The following is a 17,480-nucleotide window of genomic DNA, read 5'->3' as shown; positions in this document are numbered from 1 at the left end:
GCCGGCCCGGGTGGTAAGCCGCCCGGGCCGTCGCCTGTCCGGCCCGACCCGACGGTCGACCCGATCTTCTCCGGCGGCGACGACGCCTCCCCGGCTCGGCCGTCGATCACCGGCACGCCGTCGGCCGCGGACCCCGCCTTCTCCGGTGGCGGACCTGCTGACGAGCCTTCGATTCCGGTCGATTCATCGGATGCCGTGACTCCGGCCTTCTCGACCGAACCGGAGGCGGAGGAAACGACCCCGGCGGTGCCGGTGGGTGCCGTCGAACCGGTGTTCGCCGAGCCGGCGACGCCTTCCCTTCCAGAGGGCGGTAACGGTGAGGGGACGCCGTCCCCGGGCACGGCGACGCTGCCGCCCGAGCTGGCGGCGGCCGCCCGTACCCTCTTCGGCGACCGACTCGACCTGGCTGCCGCGTACGCCGAACTGCTCGCGACGGACGGCGTGGTGCGCGGGCTGATCGGCCCCCGCGAGACGCCGCGGCTCTGGGAGCGGCACCTGCTCAACTGCGCGGCGATGGCGGAGCGGATTCCGGAGGGCGCGAGCCTGATCGATGTCGGCTCCGGCGCCGGACTGCCCGGCCTGGTCCTGGCGATCGCCCGCCCCGACCTCACCGTCACGCTTGTCGAGCCACTCGCCCGACGGACCGCCTTCCTGATCGAAGCGGTGCAGCAGCTCGGCCTGACCGCATCGGTCCGGGTCTTCCGGGGCCGGGCGGAGGAGGCGGCGGCCGGGTCCCGGGACGTCGCCGCGCTCAGCGCGGACATCGTGACCGCGCGGGCGGTGGCCGCGCTGGACCGGCTCGCTGCGTGGTGCCTGCCCCTCACGGTGCCGGGTGGCCGGCTGGTGGCACTCAAGGGGGCCTCCGCCGCCGAGGAGATCGCCGAGCACGCCGACGCGGTCGCGCGGCTCGGCGGTGGCGAGCCGGAGCTGCACCGGTGCGGTGTAGGCGTGATCGACCCGCCGGCCACGGTGATCGAGGTGGTGCGGGAGCGGGTGGTCGGCCCGGTCCGCAAGAAGGGCCCCAAGCGGTCGCGCGGCGGCCGCCGCCGTGGTGGGCAAGGCCGGGATCGCTGACGCCGGTTTTGCCGTTGCCGCGACGCGAGATGGCCGACCGATCCGAACCCGACGTGGACCGGCTGCGCCCGTCGGCCGTAGGCTGGCCGCGCGTCGATAATGTGGAACGGCGGTGCCGGGTGGCACCGAACCCGACGTTCCCGCCGGGCCGTAGGCCGCGCCGCGAGCGCGGGGGCCTGATTGACGGGGTGCGGACCGACCATCCGGAGCGGGCAGGGATGACAGGTGCATGACGACGGCAGGTACGAAGATCCACGGGTGACCGGGCCAGGAGGACGACCCCCTGCCGCCGACCCCGTTTCACGTGAAACCGACTACCCGGGCTGGCCGGCGAGTGGCGAGTCCCACGACCCGTCCACGCGTCCGCCGGACGTCGACCCGGAGGCACTCCGGGACGTACCGGCCGGAGCGGGCACCCGGCCCACCTCGGCGGTGCCGGCGAACGTGCCACCGACCCGGGATCCACACGAGCCGACCGGGCGCCCCGTGAACGCCCCCAGCTCGCGTCCCACCCCGGCACGCGGCAACTCGGCTGTTCCCGGGCGCTACGAGCCGCAGCCGCCGGCCTCGGCGGTGCCGCAGCAGCTCACTCCGCAGAGCGCACCGGATCTCGCGGCCGACACGCCACCGGCCGCCGCCTACGGTGCCGAAGCCGCCGACAGCACGTACGTTTCAGGTGAAACCCCGACGCGCGAAGAGGATGATCCACCGTTGGCTATGGAGGCTATGCGCGCCGTGCAGATCCTGAATCCCAGTGGCGAGGTGACCATGCCTCGGCCCGAACGGACCCGGGTGATGTGCGTCGCCAACCAGAAGGGCGGCGTGGGGAAGACCACGACCACGGTGAACCTGGCGGTGGCGCTCGCCCTGCACGGCAACCGGGTCCTGGTGGTCGACCTCGACCCGCAGGGCAACGCCTCCACCGGGCTCAACGTCCCGCACCACACCGGCGTCCCCGACGTGTACGACTGCCTCATCGACGGCGTGCCCCTGGCGGACGTCGCCCAGACGGTCGAGGGCATCCCGAACCTGTGGTGCGTACCGGCCACCATCGACCTGGCCGGCGCCGAGATCGAGCTGGTCTCGGTCGTCGCCCGGGAGTCCCGGCTGGCCCGCGCCATCGCCGCTTACCCGGGGCACTTCGACTACGTGTTCATCGACTGCCCGCCCTCGCTCGGCCTGCTGACCGTCAACGCGCTGGTTGCCGCGCAGGAGGTGCTGATTCCGATCCAGTGCGAGTACTACGCGCTGGAGGGCCTCAACCAGCTGATCAACAACATCAATCTGGTCCGCCAGCACCTCAACCCGCGGCTCGAGGTCTCCACCATCCTGCTCACCATGTACGACCGGCGTACCCGGCTGGCCGACGCGGTGGAGCAGGACGTCCGGAACCACTTCGGGGACAAGGTGCTCCAGGCCGTGATCCCCCGGAACGTCCGGGTCTCCGAGGCCCCCAGCTACGGGCAGTCGGTGATGACCTACGATCCCGGTTCGCGCGGGGCCACGAGCTACTTCGAGGCCGCCCAGGAGATCGCCGAGCGAGGCGTCAAGGAGCCGGTGAGCCGGAATGCGTAGTGCGAAGAAGTCGCTGGGAGGCGTCGCATGAAGAACCGTCCTCGCGGCGGTCTGGGCCGAGGGCTGGGCGCCCTCATCCCCACCGGGCCGGTGCCGGGCAGCAGCCCGACGGTCGCCGAGCCCGAAAGTACGACGGCTGCGCCGGTACCGCCCCCCGCCGTGGCGGGCGCCGCCGCTGCCGTCCTCGGGGCGGCAGCGGTTGAGGAGCCCGAGCCGCAGCTGAGCCCGGTGCCGGGAGCCCGCTTCGCCGAGATCCCGGTCGACGCCATCGTGCCGAACCCCAAGCAGCCCCGGCAGGTCTTCGACGAGGACGCCCTGGAGGAGCTGAAGACCTCGATCCAGGAGGTGGGGTTCCTCCAGCCGATCGTCGTACGGCAGCTCGACGGCGAGAAGTACGAACTCGTCATGGGCGAGCGGCGCTGGCGGGCGGCCCAGGCGGTGGGCCGGGAGAGCATCCCCGCCATCGTCCGGGACACCAAGGACGATGCGATGCTCAGGGACGCGCTGCTGGAGAACATCCACCGGGCCAACCTGAACCCGCTGGAGGAGGCGGCCGCATACCAGCAGCTCCTTGAGGAGTTCGGAGCCACCCACGAGGAGCTGGCCCGTCGGATCGGCCGGAGTCGGCCGCAGATCTCGAACACGATCCGGCTGATGAACCTGCCCGCTCAGGTGCAGCGCCGGGTTGCCGCCGGGGTGCTCTCGGCCGGCCACGCCCGGGCGCTCCTCAGCCTGGACGACGCCGAGGCCCAGGAGCAGCTCGCCAAGCGGATCGTTGCCGAGGGCATCTCCGTACGCGCCACCGAGGAGATGGTGGCCCTCGCGCTCGCCGACGGACCGGCGAAGACGTCGACCGCGAAGCGCCGGCCGAAGCCGCACGCGCCGGCGCTGACGGACCTCGCGGACCGGCTCTCCGACCGGTTCGACACCCGGGTGAAGGTCGACATCGGCCGTAACAAGGGCAAGATCACCATCGAGTTCGCCACGGTCGACGACCTGGAGCGGATCGTCGGGATCATCGGGGTGGGCCAGGAGGAACAGCCAGGCGACTGAGCACCGCTCGTCGGTTTTCGGCCGCGTCGTCCCTGTGACGGCGCGGCCGACTTGTCTGTGGTCCGCGACTGCTCGTCGCGGTCGCCGGAGAATGGTCCGTCGACGCCTGTCGCCCCGACGGCCTGACGCGAAGCTCGGACCGGCGGCCCGGCCCCCGTGTGGGGCTGCTCCTGTGCCGGCTGTTGCTCGGCCGCCCGCTGCCGCCGCTCGGTTGGCTGCTCCGGAACGTGGACGACCCCGCTCTGCGGCCCGCCTGCCGCCGATTCCGGCGTGGAGGCGTCCTCTACTGCCCGCTGCCCTGCCGTCGTGCTCACGGGCCTCTGGGAGGCTCGGACGGTGAGGGTAGCGGGAGGCTCGGACGGTGAGGGTAGCGGGTCGTCTGCGGTCCGCGTGATACGGACTCAAGCCGGGTGATCCCCGCGAGTCGCTCGCCGCGATCCCGACCGTGGCCGACGGTGGGGCGCACACCTCCGGGTCGGTGGATCCACGGGCGTCCTCGTTGAGGAGCCCCGTCGCTCTGGCGCTTCTAGTCCGTCGTGGGGACCGCTGATGCTTGCGGCCGACGCTTCACGTGGAGCGGTGGCGAGGGGAGGCTGCTGGGGGTGACCGGGGCTGGCGGCGGTTTGGGCAGGCCGGCTGCTCAGCGAGCACCCTGGCATCATCGGCCGGAGCATCGCCGGGTTTCACGTGAAACGACCTCGGCGGAGCGGATTGGCGCAGGCCGGTAGCGCGGTGCGCGGCGACGTGCCCGTCGGGACACCGGGGTGGGCGGTCCGACGCGGGTGGTGGTTGCGGGGTTGGCCGTTGGGGTTGCGCCGGGGCGCGCCTTGGCTCCGGAGCCGGCCGTCTGTCAGGGGTGGCTGCGCCGGTAGGACGTAGGGCGCTTCGGGTCCATCTCCGCACTCGCTGGTTTCACGTGAAACGAGGCCGCTCGTCCGGGTGATAGCAGAACCTGGTCCTTGGCGCTCGCCGGCATGTGAGCGATTGCAGGTCGCTCGCTGGCCGGACTCCGGTCGTCGCCAGCACAGCACGAGGGCCTGCCGTCTTCCTGCCTCGCGTGACGTGACGCGACGCCGGCGCTCTGATGTGGCTCTGGGGCCGACTCGCCGTCAATGCCCGCCTCGCTCCTTCGGTGGCCCGATCCCCGCCTTGCCGTCCCTGCCCCAAAGGGGAACGGTCGGAGCGAGGAACGGAGCCACGCCGGCAGGCCGGCCGTTTCACGTGAAACAGGCGAGCAGGCGGGAGGAGTAACCGGCGCGTTCGGAGCAACGAGCAGCGGTCGCCGTCATGCACGGGCGGAGCCCACCCCGGGGTCGACTCAGGCCGGACTGTGGCGGCGATGCCAAGGACTGCCGTCAACGGCTGCTGCGCGCGTCGCCGCCGACGGCTGCTGCGCGCGTCGCCGCCGACGGCCGGCGGTCAGCAGTCGGCTGGCTTCCTCGGCCGCCTCGACAGTTGCACCACTGATCCGGACCCGACGTTGCGCGAACCGCCGACCGGGCCGCAGTGCCAACAGAGCCGCGTCGCGCCCTCGCGAGCGCAACCGGCACTGTGTCCCTGTGCCGGAGGGGGGCGACCTGGTTCCGCTCGCCGGGAGAAGTCCCGCCCTCGCGGGCGGCAACACCATGCCCGCCCGGCGGCCGTCCGGGGCGCCGGACCTGGCCCCGGCGACCCCGGCTCGGGCTGGGTGGGAGTGCAGCCGAATCGTCTGTCGGCGGCATCGTTGGTCTTCCTGCGGCCGTCCGCACCGTTGGTCGTCCTGCAGCCGTCCGCATCGTTGGTCGTCCTGCGGTCGTCCACACCGTTGGTCGTCCTCCGGCCGACCGCGCCCGGGGTCCCCACCGCCGAGGCGTGCCGTCACCGGCGCGCCCCGACGGGCGGGACCGGCCGTGACCGTGGCGGTCGTGGCAGCACCATCACTTCGCACTGCGGCTCAGGAGTGCGGTGGTCCCCGGCGAGTCGGGAGGTGGCTGATGTCCCGATCGGGGGTGTGGGCCGGCCGACGGGCGGTGTCGGACGACGAAGGGCCGCTGGTGCACCCCGCTGAGGGCCTCCACGGCGACGCCCGGTGGCCCCCCTCACCGTCGCCAGCCGGCCCGGCGGGACGGTACGCGGGCGCCCTTCGCGATCCGGCCGGATTGGCCGAGGCTGAGCCAACGCCCGCTGCCGAAGCCGACCGCGCTCCACCGGCGTCTGGAGCTAGGGCACGAGGTGACGCCGCCCGGCGAACCGGTGCCGCCTCAGCCAACGCGACGAGGACGACGCCGGCCGCGCCAGGACCCGCCCCCGCCCCTGGGGGCAGATGCAACGCAATCCAACGCCCAGGGGCATCCGGGGCGGAGCTCCGCCGGCCGGCTTCGCGACTGGGCAGACCCGCCTCCGGAGGCGAGACGCGGCAGGGCGGGATTGGAGGCAGCCTCGGGAAGGCAAGCCGAGCATCTGGTCAGCGCCGAACCAGCGCGGTCCGGCCCTGGAACCAAACGAGCGAGGCCGATGCCCATTGACCCGTCGCTCGTTAGGTAGGAAGGCCCGGCCGTGGGGTGAACATCCGGTGGACAACCAGCCGCGATCCCCGGTGGGTTATCCACAGTCGTTGTCCACAGGGTGCCCTCGTTTCACGTGAAACAGCGCTGCGAAAGCCGTGTTGAGCTGTGGATGACGCGGTGTGGTGGTGAGCTCAGCGGCCTGTGGACAACGCGGTGGACAACATCGCGGCGACCGACAACGGACGCTCGTCAACCGACGAAACGGGTAGGGACAGGCGTCGCCGACTCGGTTAGGGTCAGCCTCGTGCAGGACACCCCTCCCTCAGTGCCGGACTTCACCCAGTGGCCCTCCTTCCCCTTCGAGGGCGACCTCCGCGTCAAGCAGCTCGACGATCCGGTGCCGGTCGAACCGCCCCGCCGGGGCGAGGGAAACCGGGAATGCACCGCCTGCAACGCCCCCGACGAGGCGTACATCTGGGTCGGCGAGCGGTGGCGGGTACGCGCGATGGACCGACCCACCGGCCTCCCGATGGTGCTGATCCTGGAGTCCCGCTCCCATCTCGACCTCGGCGACCTGCCGAACCTGCTCGCCGCCGAGCTGGGCGTGATGACCGTCCGCCTGGAGCGGGCCATCCGCTCGCTGGACGGCGTCGCCCGGGTGCACGTCAACCGCTGGGGCGACGGGTCGGCGCACCTGCACATGTGGTTCCTGGCGCGGCCGTACGGGCGGCTGCAACTGCGCGGCACGTTCCTCTCCCTGTGGGACTCGATCCTGCCCCCGATCGCCGAGTCGCAGTGGCGGGAAAATCTGGCCCTGGTCGCCGCGTGGCTGGCCGAGTTCGGCGGCCGCCCGCTCGCCGAGCCGCCCCGCATCCAGTGGCAGGCCCCGTCGAGCCTCTCCTCGCCGTCGCCGGAGCGGGTGACGGCCGAGGAGGAGGAGAGCGTGTCGGTGATCGAGGCGGCGGAGGAGATCCCGGAGCCGGAGAACGACGCGGCGGCGAGCAGCGAGCCTGAGCGCGAGCCAGCGGCAGCGGGCAAGGAGCCGGCGGGCAAGGGGCCGGGGGGCAAGGAGCCCGCCGGCTGAGCCGACCGAGCAGGCGATCTTACGGGCGACGTGCGGCGGCCCGGGTGACCAGTGCGCCGAGCACCCGCCCGAAATCCAGCCCGGCGGCCTGGATGGCCAGCGGCAGCAGCGAGGTCTCGGTCATCCCTGGGGAGACGTTGACCTCCAGCACGTGCGGCTGGCCGTCCGCGTCGACGATCAGATCGACCCGGGAGAGGTCGCGCAGGCCGAGTGCTGCGTGGGCGGCGAGCGCCACCTCGGCCACCCGCTCGGTCGTCTCCCGATCCAACCGGGCGGGCGCGTGCCAGGTGGTCCGGCCGGCGGTGTAGCGGGCGGCGTAGTCGTACACGCCGTTGCGCGGCACGATCTCGACCGGAGGTAGCGCCTGCGGTCCCTCGCCCAGGTCCACCACCGAGACCGCCACGTCCATCCCGGGCACGTAGTGTTCCACCAGCGCGGTCTGGTCGTACGCGAAGCAACCGACCATGGCGGCCGGCAGCGACGCGGCGTCCCGGACCACCGCGGCGCCCAGTCCGGAGCCACCCTGCGCCGGCTTGATCATCAGCGGCAGGCCGAGCCGGTCGGCGATCCGGTCCAGCACGGCCACCGCGCCCAGCTCGGAGAAGCGGTCGTGCGGCAGGGCCACCCAGTCGGGGGTGGGGATGCCGGCCTCGCGCAGCACGGCCTTGGCCGACGGCTTGTCCCAGGCAAGCCGGGAGGCCCGGGCGTCGCAGCCGACGTAGGGCACGCCGCACAGGTCGAGCACCCCGCGCAGCGAACCGTCCTCGCCGGTGGCACCGTGCAGGGCGATCACCACGGCATCCGGTGGGTCGGCGGCCAGGGCGGGCAACAGGGCCACGTCCGCGTCCCGCAGTTCGGCCTCCACCCCGACGGCCCGCAGCGCGTCGAGCACGCGCCGGCCGGATCGCAGGGAGACGTCCCGCTCGTACGAGAGTCCACCGGCGAGCACCAGCACGTGCAGCTCGTCGGTGACGGCGGATTCGGTCACGGAAGTGTGCTCGGCAGGGCTGACGGCCATGCGGGCATCATGCCAAGTCGGGACCGGGCGCGTCCGAGCCGCCCTGCCGGCGCCGCGGCCCCGAGCCGCCGACCGCGCCGAAGACCCGGCGCATCGCGATCTCCTGCTCCATCACGCCGGCCAGCCGGCGGACGCCCTCCCGGATCCGCTCCGGCGACGGGAAGGAGAAGTTGAGCCGCATGTTGCCGCTGCCGGCACCGTCGGCGTAGAAGCCGGTGCCCGGCACGTACGCGACCCGGGCCGAGATCGCCCGCGGCATCATCGCCTTCGAGTCGAGCCCCTCGGGCAGGGTCGCCCACACGAACAGGCCGCCGCCCGGGTTGGTCCAGCTGGTGCCGGCCGGCATCAGGTCCTCCAGCGCGGCGAGCATGGCGTCCCGGCGCTCCCGGTAGACCTCCCGGTAGACCTTGAGCTGTTCCCGCCAGGGCATGGTGCCGAGGTACGTCGAAACGGCGGCCTGCGCGTAACCGCTGGGGCAGAGGATCTGCGCCTCGCTGGCGATGACCAGTTTGTCGCGGACGGCGTGCGGCGCGAGGATCCAACCCACCCGCAGGCCGGGGGCGAAGGTCTTGGAGAAGGTGCTCAGGTAGAAGACCCCGTCCCGCCGGCGGGCCCGCAGCGGCGCGGGCGCGTCCCCCTCGAAACCGAGTTGGCCGTACGGGTCGTCCTCGACCACCAGCAGGCCGGCCCGCTCGCAGATGTCGAGCACCCGCTCGCGCCGCTCCTCGCTCAGCGTCACGCCGGTCGGGTTCTGGTAGGTCGGGATGGTGTAGAGGAACTTCACCCGCCGGCCGGCGCGGGCCAGGTCGGCGATGGCGCTCTCCAGCGCCTCCGGGATCAGCCCCTGCTCGTCCATCGGCACGTGGGCGACCTGGGCCTGGGCAGCCTGGAACACCCCGAGCGCGCCGACGTACGTCGGGCCCTCGGCGAGCACCACGTCGCCCGGGTCCAGGAAGAGCCGGGCCACCAGGTCGAGCGCCTGCTGGCCGCCGACGGTGACCACCACGTCCTCGGGCGAGGCACCGCACGAGGCGTCGATCCCGGAGAGGGACATCACCTCGCAGATGCGCTCGCGCAGCTCCAGGGTGCCCTGACCGATGCCGTACTGCAGGGTGGTGACGCCGTGCTCGGAGCCGAGCCGGCCGAGCATCTCGCCGACCGCGTCCAGCGGCAGCGCCGCGATGTACGGGGCCCCACCGGCGAGTGAGACCACCTCCGGCCGGCTGGCCACCGCGAAGAGTGCCCGGATCTCGGAGGCCGTCATCCCCCGGACCCGACGGGCGTACCGGTCGGTGTAGTCGTCGAGCGTCGTGCCGGTCATGACATCACCTCGATCGGGTGTCGGCGGGGCTGCCGCCCGGATGTGGTACCCGCGATACCGGCAACCATGGCGGCCCGGGACACCGGTTGGTCGATCGTAGTCCGTGACCCCCACCACCTGCGCCGCCATGTGAAGAAAGTCCACATCCCGGACCGGCCCTCCCCGCCCCGGGTGGGCCTACGCGCGTCCTCTCCCGTACCGTCGGACAACGGCGTACGATCGCTCGTCGGGGGCAGGGACGCGGCGGAGTGGTCAGCTCCGGCAACTCCAGCTCGGCTGGTGGCCATAGTTCGGCCTCCGCGCCGCTGGGCGGCGGTCCGGACCGAATGACGGCCGGTCTGACGCCGCGCCGCGACCTGGAGCCGTCGCTGGTTCCCGCTCCGAGCCTACTGGTGGGGATGGCGCTCATGTCGCGACGTCTGGTCAGTCTGACCCTCGACACCCTCGAGGATCTGCCCCGCCCGTGCCGGCAGTGCGTCTACTGGGAGCTGGACCCCGTCTCCGCCGACCGGGCGTGCGCCGCCGGCGACCCCGGGCTGGAGAAGGAGGCCTGGATCTCCCAGACGCTGCTGGAGTGGGGCTCCTGCGGCAAACTCGCGTACGTCGACGGCATGCCGGCCGGTTTCGTCATGTACGCCCCGCCGGCCTATGTTCCACGCTCGATGGCCTTCCCCACCTCGCCGGTCTCGGCGGACGCCGCGCTGCTGATGACCGCCAACGTGGTGCCCGCCTTCGCCGGCGGCGGCCTGGGCCGGATGCTGGTCCAGGGCGTGGCCCGGGACCTCACCAAGCGCGGCATCAAGGCGATCGAGGCGTTCGGCGACGCGAAGTTCGGGGACGACGGGGACGACCCCACCCGGGCCTGCCTCGCGCCGGCCGACTTCTTCCTCTCGGTGGGGTTCAAGACGGTCCGCCCGCACCCCCGTTACCCCCGCCTGCGGCTGGAGTTGCGCACCGCGCTCAGCTGGAAGTCCGACGTCGAGTACGCGCTGGAGAAGCTGCTCGGCTCGATGAGCCCGGAGACGTTGCTCCGGCCGGTGCGTCCCGCCCCGGCCACCCGGTCGATGCGCTGACCCGGCCCGGCCCGCACTGTGGCGGCTCGGCGCCGTCAGTCCACCACCGTGCCGGCGGCGACGATCGCCCGCAGCTCACTCACGTCGATGGAGCCGGTGGGCACGTCCCGCTCGATCGGGAAGTACATCCGCTGTACGGCGGCGACGATGGCCTCGACGACCTTGTCCCGGAACCGCGGGTCGACCAGCCGGCCCCGATCCTCCGGTGAGGTCAGGTAGCCCACCTCGACCCGGACCGCCGGCATCCGCGTCAGCCGCAGCAGGTCCCACGCCTTTGCGTGGGTACGGCAGTTCTGCAGCCCGGTCCGGGCCACGATCTCCCGCTGCACCAGCCCGGCCAGCCGCTCCCCGGTCGCCGAGGTGACGCCGTTGTCGGTGCCGTAGTGGTAGGTGGCCACTCCGTTGGCCGCCGGGTTGGCGTGCCCGTCAGTGTGCAGCGAGATGAAGACGTCCGCGCCGAGCGAGTTGGCGAGCTGGGCACGATCGGCGTCCGGCAGGCAGGTCTCCGGCGACGGGCCGCGGGTCAGCTGCACCCGTACGCCGGCTGCGGCGAGCCGCCCCTCCAGCCGGCTGGCCAGGTCGTGCACGATGTCCGCCTCGGTCCAGCGGAGCGGGCCGTCCGGCACCACCACCCCCGGGTCGGTGCCGCCGTGTCCCGGGTCGATCACCACCGTCCGCCCGACCAGCGTCGGCCCGGCCTGCCGGATGGCGTCGGACTCGCGCAGCCACTGCGGCCGCCCGCCCACCACCTTCCGGCCGAGGCGGCGCAGCGCGTTCATGGTGTGCGGGCCACAGGCGCCGTCCGGCTTCAGCCCCATCTCCCGCTGGAACTGGGCGACCGCCCGGGAGGTGCGGATGCCGTAGATGGCGTCGGCCCGGCCCACGTCGTACCCCATCTCCAGGAGGCGTTCCTGGAGCGACCGGACGTCCTCGCCGATCAGCGGCTCGGGCACCGCGTGGTACAGGGCCCGGGCGCCGAACCGCCAGCGGGCCGCGTCCAGCGCCCGCCAGGTCTCCGCCCCGACCCGGCCGTCCACGCTCAGCCCGCGGGACTGCTGGAACGCCCGGACGGCGCGCTCGGTCTCGGCGTCGAAGTCGTCGCCCTTCCCATCGGCCGGAAGCAGGTCGAGGCCGGTGAGGACGGTACGGATCTCGGTCACGGCGGGTCCCCGGTCACCGGGTCGGATGGGACGCACGACGACCCCCTCTGCACGGACACTGGCTGGCCGGAGACTCCGACGGAGGTGGCCCCCATGGCTGGGGACGCTTACGGAGCGTACCGTGGCCGGTCACTATCGGCTTCCCGTTCGGGCAGGTCGGGACTACCCGTCCGGGGAAGCGGGAACCCCCGCCGCCGGGTGGCGACGGGGGTTCCCGTGGTCGTCGATCGGCTCAGAGCGCCGACTCGATGAGCTTGACCAGCTCGCCCTTGGGCTTGGCGCCGGCGATGGACTGCACCGGCTCGCCGTTTTTGAAGATGGTGAGGGTCGGCACGGACATCACCCGGTAGGTCCGCGCGGTCTCGGGGTTCTCGTCGATGTTGAGCTTGACGATGGTGACCTGGTCACCCATCTCGCCCGCGATCTCCTCGAGCAGCGGCGAGACCTTGCGGCACGGCCCGCACCACTCCGCCCAGAAGTCGACCAGGACCGGCTTGTCGGACTTCAGCACATCGCTCGCGAAGCTCGCGTCGGTGACCGCCTTGGTTGCTCCCACTATGAACCCCTCCTCCGGGACTTTTCTGAAGATGTTTCTCAGCCTTGCAGGGTGGCGATGAAGCGCTCGGCGTCCAGGGCGGCGGCGCAACCCGTACCGGCCGCCGTGATCGCCTGCCGGTAGGTGTGGTCGACCACGTCACCGGCGGCGAAGACACCCGGCACGTTCGTCCGCGTGCTGGGCGCCTGCACCTTCACGTACCCCTCGTCGTCGAGTTCGATCTGCCCGCGGAAGAGCTCACTGCGCGGGTCGTGGCCGATCGCCACGAAGACCCCGGTGACGTCGAGCACCTTGGCTTCGCCGGTGTGCACGTTCCGCACCCGGACGCCGCTGACCTTGCCGTCGTCGCCGAGGATCTCCTCGACCACGGTGTTCCACTCGACCTTGATCTTGTCGTTGGCGAGCGCGCGGTCGGCCATGATCTTGCTGGCCCGGAACGAGTCCCGGCGGTGGATGATCGTCACCGACTCGGCGAACCGGGTGAGGAAGCTGGCCTCCTCCATCGCCGAGTCGCCGCCGCCGACCACCACGATGTGCTGGTTGCGGAAGAAGAAGCCATCGCAGGTGGCGCAGGACGACACGCCGTGGCCGAGGTATTCCTGCTCACCCGGCACGCCCAGGGGGCGCCAGGCGGAGCCGGTGGAGAGGATGACGGCCTTCGCCCGGTAGGCCGTCTCGCCCACCCAGACGGTGCTCACCGCGTCCGAGCCGGTCTCGCCGGTGTCCTTGAGCTCGACCCGGGTCACGTCGTCGGTCAGGAACTCGGCACCGAACCGCTCGGCCTGCTTGCGCATGTTGTCCATCAGCTCGGGGCCGAGGATGCCGTCCGCGAAACCGGGGAAGTTCTCCACCTCGGTGGTCGTCATCAGGGCGCCACCGGACTGCACGCCCTCGATGACGAGCGGCTTGAGGTTGGCGCGCGCGGCATAGACCGCCGCCGTGTAACCGGCCGGCCCGGAGCCGATGATGATCAGGTTGCGGACCTCGTCCACTGCCGTCTCCCGATGTGTGTGTTCGTCACCGGCGCGCACCGATGTCGATCCCGAGTGCCGACGGCTCAGCGGCGTCGGCGCCTGACTTGCAGAACGTCATCGTACGAAGTGGGGATTCCCGAGCCGGTCATCCGGTGGGTCACGTCACGTGGCGGGACACGCCCGGGTGACCGTGGCCTCACCCTACCCGGGTGCGGAAGCGGGTGTCCGCGCCGGACCCGGGCACCCCGCACTCGGCTCCGCTCACCCACGCCCAGCGCTCGCCACTCCCGTCGACGAAGGTGACGACGAGTGCCGGCCGGCCCTGGAACGACGCGTAGTCGACCAGATCGAGGGTGATCAACCCGGCTCGGTGCTCGGCGCTGATCGCCCCGAGGCAGGACTCCAGCGCCTCCGGGCGGGTGAGCCGCTCCAGCCCGGCCGCGTCCGACTTGTGCCGGTCATCGGGCGCCAACCCCGGCCTGTGAACCGCCGAGGGCGAGGCGAGCGTCATGATGCTGCCGGGCAACTGGTCCGGGCTGTAGTCGGTGCCGCTGTGCTGGGGCGGTGCGGCGGTCCGGAAGGGCGCGCTGGCCGCCGTGGCCAGCTCCGGCTGCGCCCGGCCAGCGGCCGGCCCGGCGTTGTCCGCCATCGACGTCACGCCGCGGTTGGCGCCGACCAGGTGGCTGATCCCGAACCCGACCGCGGTGACCGAAGCGGCCGCCAGGGCGACCGGCCCGGCGATCCGGGCCCAGCGCCGGGAGCGCCGGCCCGGTCCCGTGTTGCGGGCCGGGCGTTCGGCCGGCCGCGTCGCCCCGTCCGCCCGCCGGGGCTGGGTCGGCACGACGGCCGGCGGCGACGTCCGAGCGGCGCGGACCTCGGCCGGACGGGCGGAGTCCGGATCCGAACCGACGATCTCGTGGCCGTCCGGCGCGGGCACGCCGGCCGGTTCCTCGGCGTCGGACCCGGCGGCGTCGGTCGGGGCCGGCCCGGCGCCGGCGAGCGCCGCCGTGATCCGCTCCGTCACGGCCAGCGGCAGCTCCGGCGCGGGGGCGGCGGCCCAGTCGGCCAGGTCGGCGTGGACCAGGTCGACCGCCCGCGCCAGCGCGGCGTACGCGTCGCCCCAGGCCGGGTCCGACTCGATCAGCCGGGCCACCGTGGCCTGCTCCGGGGTGCCGTCCAGCGCGCCGCCGACGTAGTCGGCGAGCAGGTCGGGGTCGACCCCGCTGAACTCCCGGGAAGTCACGTCTCCTCCTGGCTGGCGTCCCGCCGGGACCACCCCGACGTCGATCCGACGCCCTCGGGCGGTCGAGGGTTCCCCCCGGTGACGCGCGGCACGTCCCTCTTCTCGTCGGAACCGGTACGCAGGTGCCCGAGGAGCACGGCCAGCCGGGCCCGCCCGCGGGCGCAGCGGCTCTTCACCGTCCCCTCGGCGACACCGAGGATCCGCGCCACCTCGGCCACCGGATAGCCCTGCACGTCCACCAGGACCAGCGCGGCCCGCTGCTCGACCGGCAGTTCGGCCAGGGCCTGGCGAACCACCAGGGCGGTGTCGTGGTCGTGGGCCGGGGCGGCCGGCTCCACCCCGCCGGTGTGCCGGCCGGGCTCCCCGTCGGTGTGCACGCCGTCGGGCAGCGGGACGGTGGCGTGCGTCTGGCGTCGCCGCATCCGGTCCAGGCAGGCGTTCACCACGATCCGGTGCAGCCAGGTGGTCACCGCCGAGTCGCCACGGAACCGGGCCGCCGCGCGGTGCGCCGACAGCAGGGCGTCCTGGAGCGCGTCGGCGGCCTCCTCGCGGTCGCCGAGGGTACGCAGGGCCACCGCCCAGAGCCGGTCCCGGTGCCGGTGGAAGAGCTCGGTGAAGGCGTCCCGGTCGCCGGCGACGTGCGCGCGCAGCAGGTCGAGGTCGGACGCCCCGGCCAGCGGTCCGTCCCCGGTCGACGGCTCGGGCGTCCGCCCCCCGCGACCCGCCATCACCACGTCCACGTGAGGCGGCGCGGAAGCCGCGGCCGACGGTTCACGACCCCTGGACCGTGATCTCCTGGACCTCCAGCTTCCAGCCGTCCCCGCTGTCCTTCTTCGGCAGCTCGGTGATCCAGAAGAGCAGGTAGCGGTACTTCTGCTCCGGGTCGAATCCGGTGAACGTCATCCTGTTGCCGTCGGCCTTTTCGAACGGCTGGCCGATCTGGGTCTTGTAGCTGGCGACGAGATCCTTGTCGCCGGACGAGCTGGACGGGAAGTCTTCGGTCCCCGCGAGCAGTTGGGCCGAGGCGCCGGGGGACAGCACGGCCTGCAGCGACTTGACCGTGTGCGGGGCGCCCAGGTCGATCCAGATCCCCATGCCCTTCTTCAGCCCGCCGAACTTGCCGTGGTTCCGGTAGGTGGCGGTCGCCCAGCCCTCATTCTCGTCGCCGTCGATCACCTTTTCGGCGTCGCGCACCTCGCGGCGGTCGCCCACCGGGTCGATGATCCGGACGTCCTGGATGGTGAGCTTGCGGACCTGGGCGGCCGGCGTGCTCCCGGCTCCGGCGGGCGCGCTGCTGGACGGACGGGCCACCGGCTCCTTCGGCTGCTTCTTGTCGTCGCCGCCGAGCATGCTGATCCCGATGAGGAGCCCGACCAGGGCCACCGCCAGCAGCCCGGCGACACCCACGGCCACCTTCCGGCCACCGGCGACGGCCAGCGGCGACGGCTCCTCGCCCGGTTCGGCGGTGAAGCGCAGCGGGCCGGTCGGCTCCAGGAAGTGGTCGTCGGCGGGGACGTCCAGCCGGCTCAGCTCGGCGGCCAGCACGTCCGACGACGGTGGGGCGATCTCCGGGTCGAGCAGGTCCATGGTGAGGTCGTCGAGGTACGCCGGCACGCCGGCGCGTACCTGCCGGGGTGCGGCGATGGCGCCGCTGGCGTCGCGGACCGCGTCCGGGAGCGCGGCGCGGCCGTGCCCGGCGGTGGCGCCGTGCAGCGGGGCCTCGCCGTGCGGCCAGTGCCCGGTCAGGGCGAAGTAGAGCACCCCGCCGACCGCCCGGAGGTCGTTCTCCTGGCTGTCCGCGCCGTCGGTACGCGCGTCCGCCAGCACCACCCGGCCGTCGTCGCTGATCATGACTGTGCCGGGATGCAGGTTGCCGTGCACCATGCCGGTGGCGTGCACCGCGGCGAGGGCGCTGGCCACGGCGTTGCCGATGGCGGTCGCCCGGGCCGGGTCCAGCGGACCGTCGGCGGCGACCATCTCACGCAGGGACTGGCCGTCCACCCACTCGCGTACGACGTACGCCCGGTCGGCCTCGTCGATGGCGTCGTAGACGCCGACCAGATTGGGGTGGATCACCCGGCTGGCCGCGACGGCGGCCTGGAGCATCTCGGTGGCGGAGTCGCCACCCGGGTAGCGGAGGACCACCGCGACGGGACGGCGCAGCACGACGTCGACTCCGCGCCACACCAGCCGGCCCGCACTGTCGTTGTTGATGTGCTCGACCAGCTCATACCGCTCGGCAAGCAGCTCACCGACCGTGGGAGCACCGAAGGTCATGACCGGAGGGGCAGTCTCCTCCGCCTCCTGACCCTCGCCGACCTGGGTCACCCGTCCTCCCTCGGTGATCGTGTCGATCGATGGACCCGTGCTGCTGGGCATGTGGCTTCCTGCTCTGCCATCGAAGGAACCGGCACACCGGCGTCGACGTCCCCGTCGGCACCTGCCGTACCCGTCGAGACCGACCTTACCCGGGATGCCCGGTTCCTCGACATGTCATCTTCCCGCCGTAGCCGGTGGGACGCCAGTGACCGGGGCGGTCGACCGGGTCACGGTCGCGTCCCATTTCGGCCTTGGCACACGCACCAGCCAATCTAGAGGTTGGCAACAACTGGTCGGCGCAGGGGCTTCGACGACTCCGGCTCGGCTGGCGGCCACAACTCGGCCGCCGCGGTGCTCCGGACCGAATGAAGGCCGGTCTGGCGTCGCGCCGCGCCCTGGCGCCGTCGCCCGGTGGGGCGGACCCGCGACGCCTCGACGGATTCCCCCGGTCGGCAGGGTCACCCTCATCCTTACGGTTGGTTGTCCACAGGCCGAGTGGCCCACTGGGCCGGGAAAATTCGAGTTATCCACAGCCGTATCCCCA

Annotated in this window: 12 protein-coding genes and 1 pseudogene; 5 read left to right on the top strand and 8 right to left on the bottom strand. The window is 72.8% G+C overall.

Annotation, left to right across the window (positions count from 1 at the left end):
• Window positions 1-348 precede the first annotated feature (348 nt).
• The 4 genes and pseudogenes from rsmG to ACFYML_RS17850 form a co-directional block, all read left to right on the top strand.
• Window positions 349-1,074 carry a 16S rRNA (guanine(527)-N(7))-methyltransferase RsmG gene (rsmG, locus tag ACFYML_RS17865; protein WP_387421726.1) on the top strand — a complete coding sequence of 242 codons (726 nt, stop codon included), beginning with the start codon at window positions 349-351 and terminating at the stop codon, window positions 1,072-1,074.
• 225 nt (window positions 1,075-1,299) lie between these two features.
• Window positions 1,300-2,649, top strand: coding sequence for an AAA family ATPase (locus ACFYML_RS17860; protein WP_387421642.1), 1,350 nt, complete (start codon window positions 1,300-1,302; stop codon window positions 2,647-2,649).
• Window positions 2,650-2,676: 27 nt separating this feature from the next.
• Window positions 2,677-3,702 carry a ParB/RepB/Spo0J family partition protein gene (locus tag ACFYML_RS17855; protein ID WP_387421641.1) on the top strand — a complete coding sequence of 342 codons (1,026 nt, stop codon included), beginning with the start codon at window positions 2,677-2,679 and terminating at the stop codon, window positions 3,700-3,702.
• Between the two features lie 2,811 nt (window positions 3,703-6,513).
• Window positions 6,514-7,099: pseudogene (locus tag ACFYML_RS17850) on the top strand (hypothetical protein); the annotation flags it as partial.
• A 192-nt stretch (window positions 7,100-7,291) separates the two neighbouring features.
• Here ACFYML_RS17850 and ACFYML_RS17845 read toward each other — a convergent pair.
• Window positions 7,292-8,290 (bottom strand): D-alanine--D-alanine ligase, encoded by a 999-nt coding sequence (locus ACFYML_RS17845; protein ID WP_387421640.1) that lies wholly within the window; start codon window positions 8,288-8,290, stop codon window positions 7,292-7,294.
• A gap of 7 nt (window positions 8,291-8,297) precedes the next feature.
• Complete coding sequence (locus ACFYML_RS17840; protein WP_387421639.1) at window positions 8,298-9,611, bottom strand: PLP-dependent aminotransferase family protein; 1,314 nt, start codon at window positions 9,609-9,611, stop codon at window positions 8,298-8,300.
• Between the two features lie 407 nt (window positions 9,612-10,018).
• Between ACFYML_RS17840 and ACFYML_RS17835 the strand changes: the two genes are divergently transcribed.
• On the top strand, window positions 10,019-10,684 hold the full coding sequence (locus tag ACFYML_RS17835; RefSeq protein ID WP_073837123.1) for a GNAT family N-acetyltransferase: 666 nt from the start codon (window positions 10,019-10,021) through the stop codon (window positions 10,682-10,684).
• A gap of 35 nt (window positions 10,685-10,719) precedes the next feature.
• Here ACFYML_RS17835 and ACFYML_RS17830 read toward each other — a convergent pair whose 3' ends face one another.
• The 6 genes from ACFYML_RS17830 to ACFYML_RS17805 all read right to left on the bottom strand — a co-directional run bounded on the left by ACFYML_RS17830 (window position 10,720) and on the right by ACFYML_RS17805 (window position 16,996).
• Window positions 10,720-11,880 (bottom strand): N-acetylmuramoyl-L-alanine amidase, encoded by a 1,161-nt coding sequence (locus ACFYML_RS17830; RefSeq protein WP_387421638.1) that lies wholly within the window; start codon window positions 11,878-11,880, stop codon window positions 10,720-10,722.
• Window positions 11,881-12,076: 196 nt separating this feature from the next.
• Window positions 12,077-12,400, bottom strand: coding sequence for a thioredoxin (gene trxA / locus ACFYML_RS17825; protein WP_073836974.1), 324 nt, complete (start codon window positions 12,398-12,400; stop codon window positions 12,077-12,079).
• Between the two features lie 38 nt (window positions 12,401-12,438).
• The gene (trxB, locus tag ACFYML_RS17820; protein ID WP_357434417.1) at window positions 12,439-13,392 is read right to left on the bottom strand and encodes a thioredoxin-disulfide reductase; all 954 of its coding nucleotides are present in this window, start codon (window positions 13,390-13,392) and stop codon (window positions 12,439-12,441) included.
• Window positions 13,393-13,570: 178 nt separating this feature from the next.
• Entirely contained in the window at window positions 13,571-14,617 is a 1,047-nt protein-coding gene (locus ACFYML_RS17815; RefSeq protein ID WP_387421637.1) for a hypothetical protein, read from the bottom strand.
• Window positions 14,614-15,345, bottom strand: a complete 732-nt coding sequence (gene sigM, locus ACFYML_RS17810; protein ID WP_387421636.1) for an RNA polymerase sigma factor SigM — start codon at window positions 15,343-15,345, stop codon at window positions 14,614-14,616. The genes ACFYML_RS17815 and sigM overlap by 4 nt, the downstream gene beginning before the upstream one ends.
• Before the next feature lie 43 nt (window positions 15,346-15,388).
• Window positions 15,389-16,996 carry a protein kinase family protein gene (locus ACFYML_RS17805; RefSeq protein WP_387421635.1) on the bottom strand — a complete coding sequence of 536 codons (1,608 nt, stop codon included), beginning with the start codon at window positions 16,994-16,996 and terminating at the stop codon, window positions 15,389-15,391.
• Window positions 16,997-17,480 lie beyond the last annotated feature (484 nt).

This window comes from Micromonospora sp. NPDC007230 (assembly GCF_042869115.1).
In the GTDB taxonomy this organism is placed as follows: domain Bacteria; phylum Actinomycetota; class Actinomycetes; order Mycobacteriales; family Micromonosporaceae; genus Micromonospora.
Note: the sequence above shows the minus strand (reverse complement) of the source record. Positions and strands in the feature narration are given on the sequence as shown.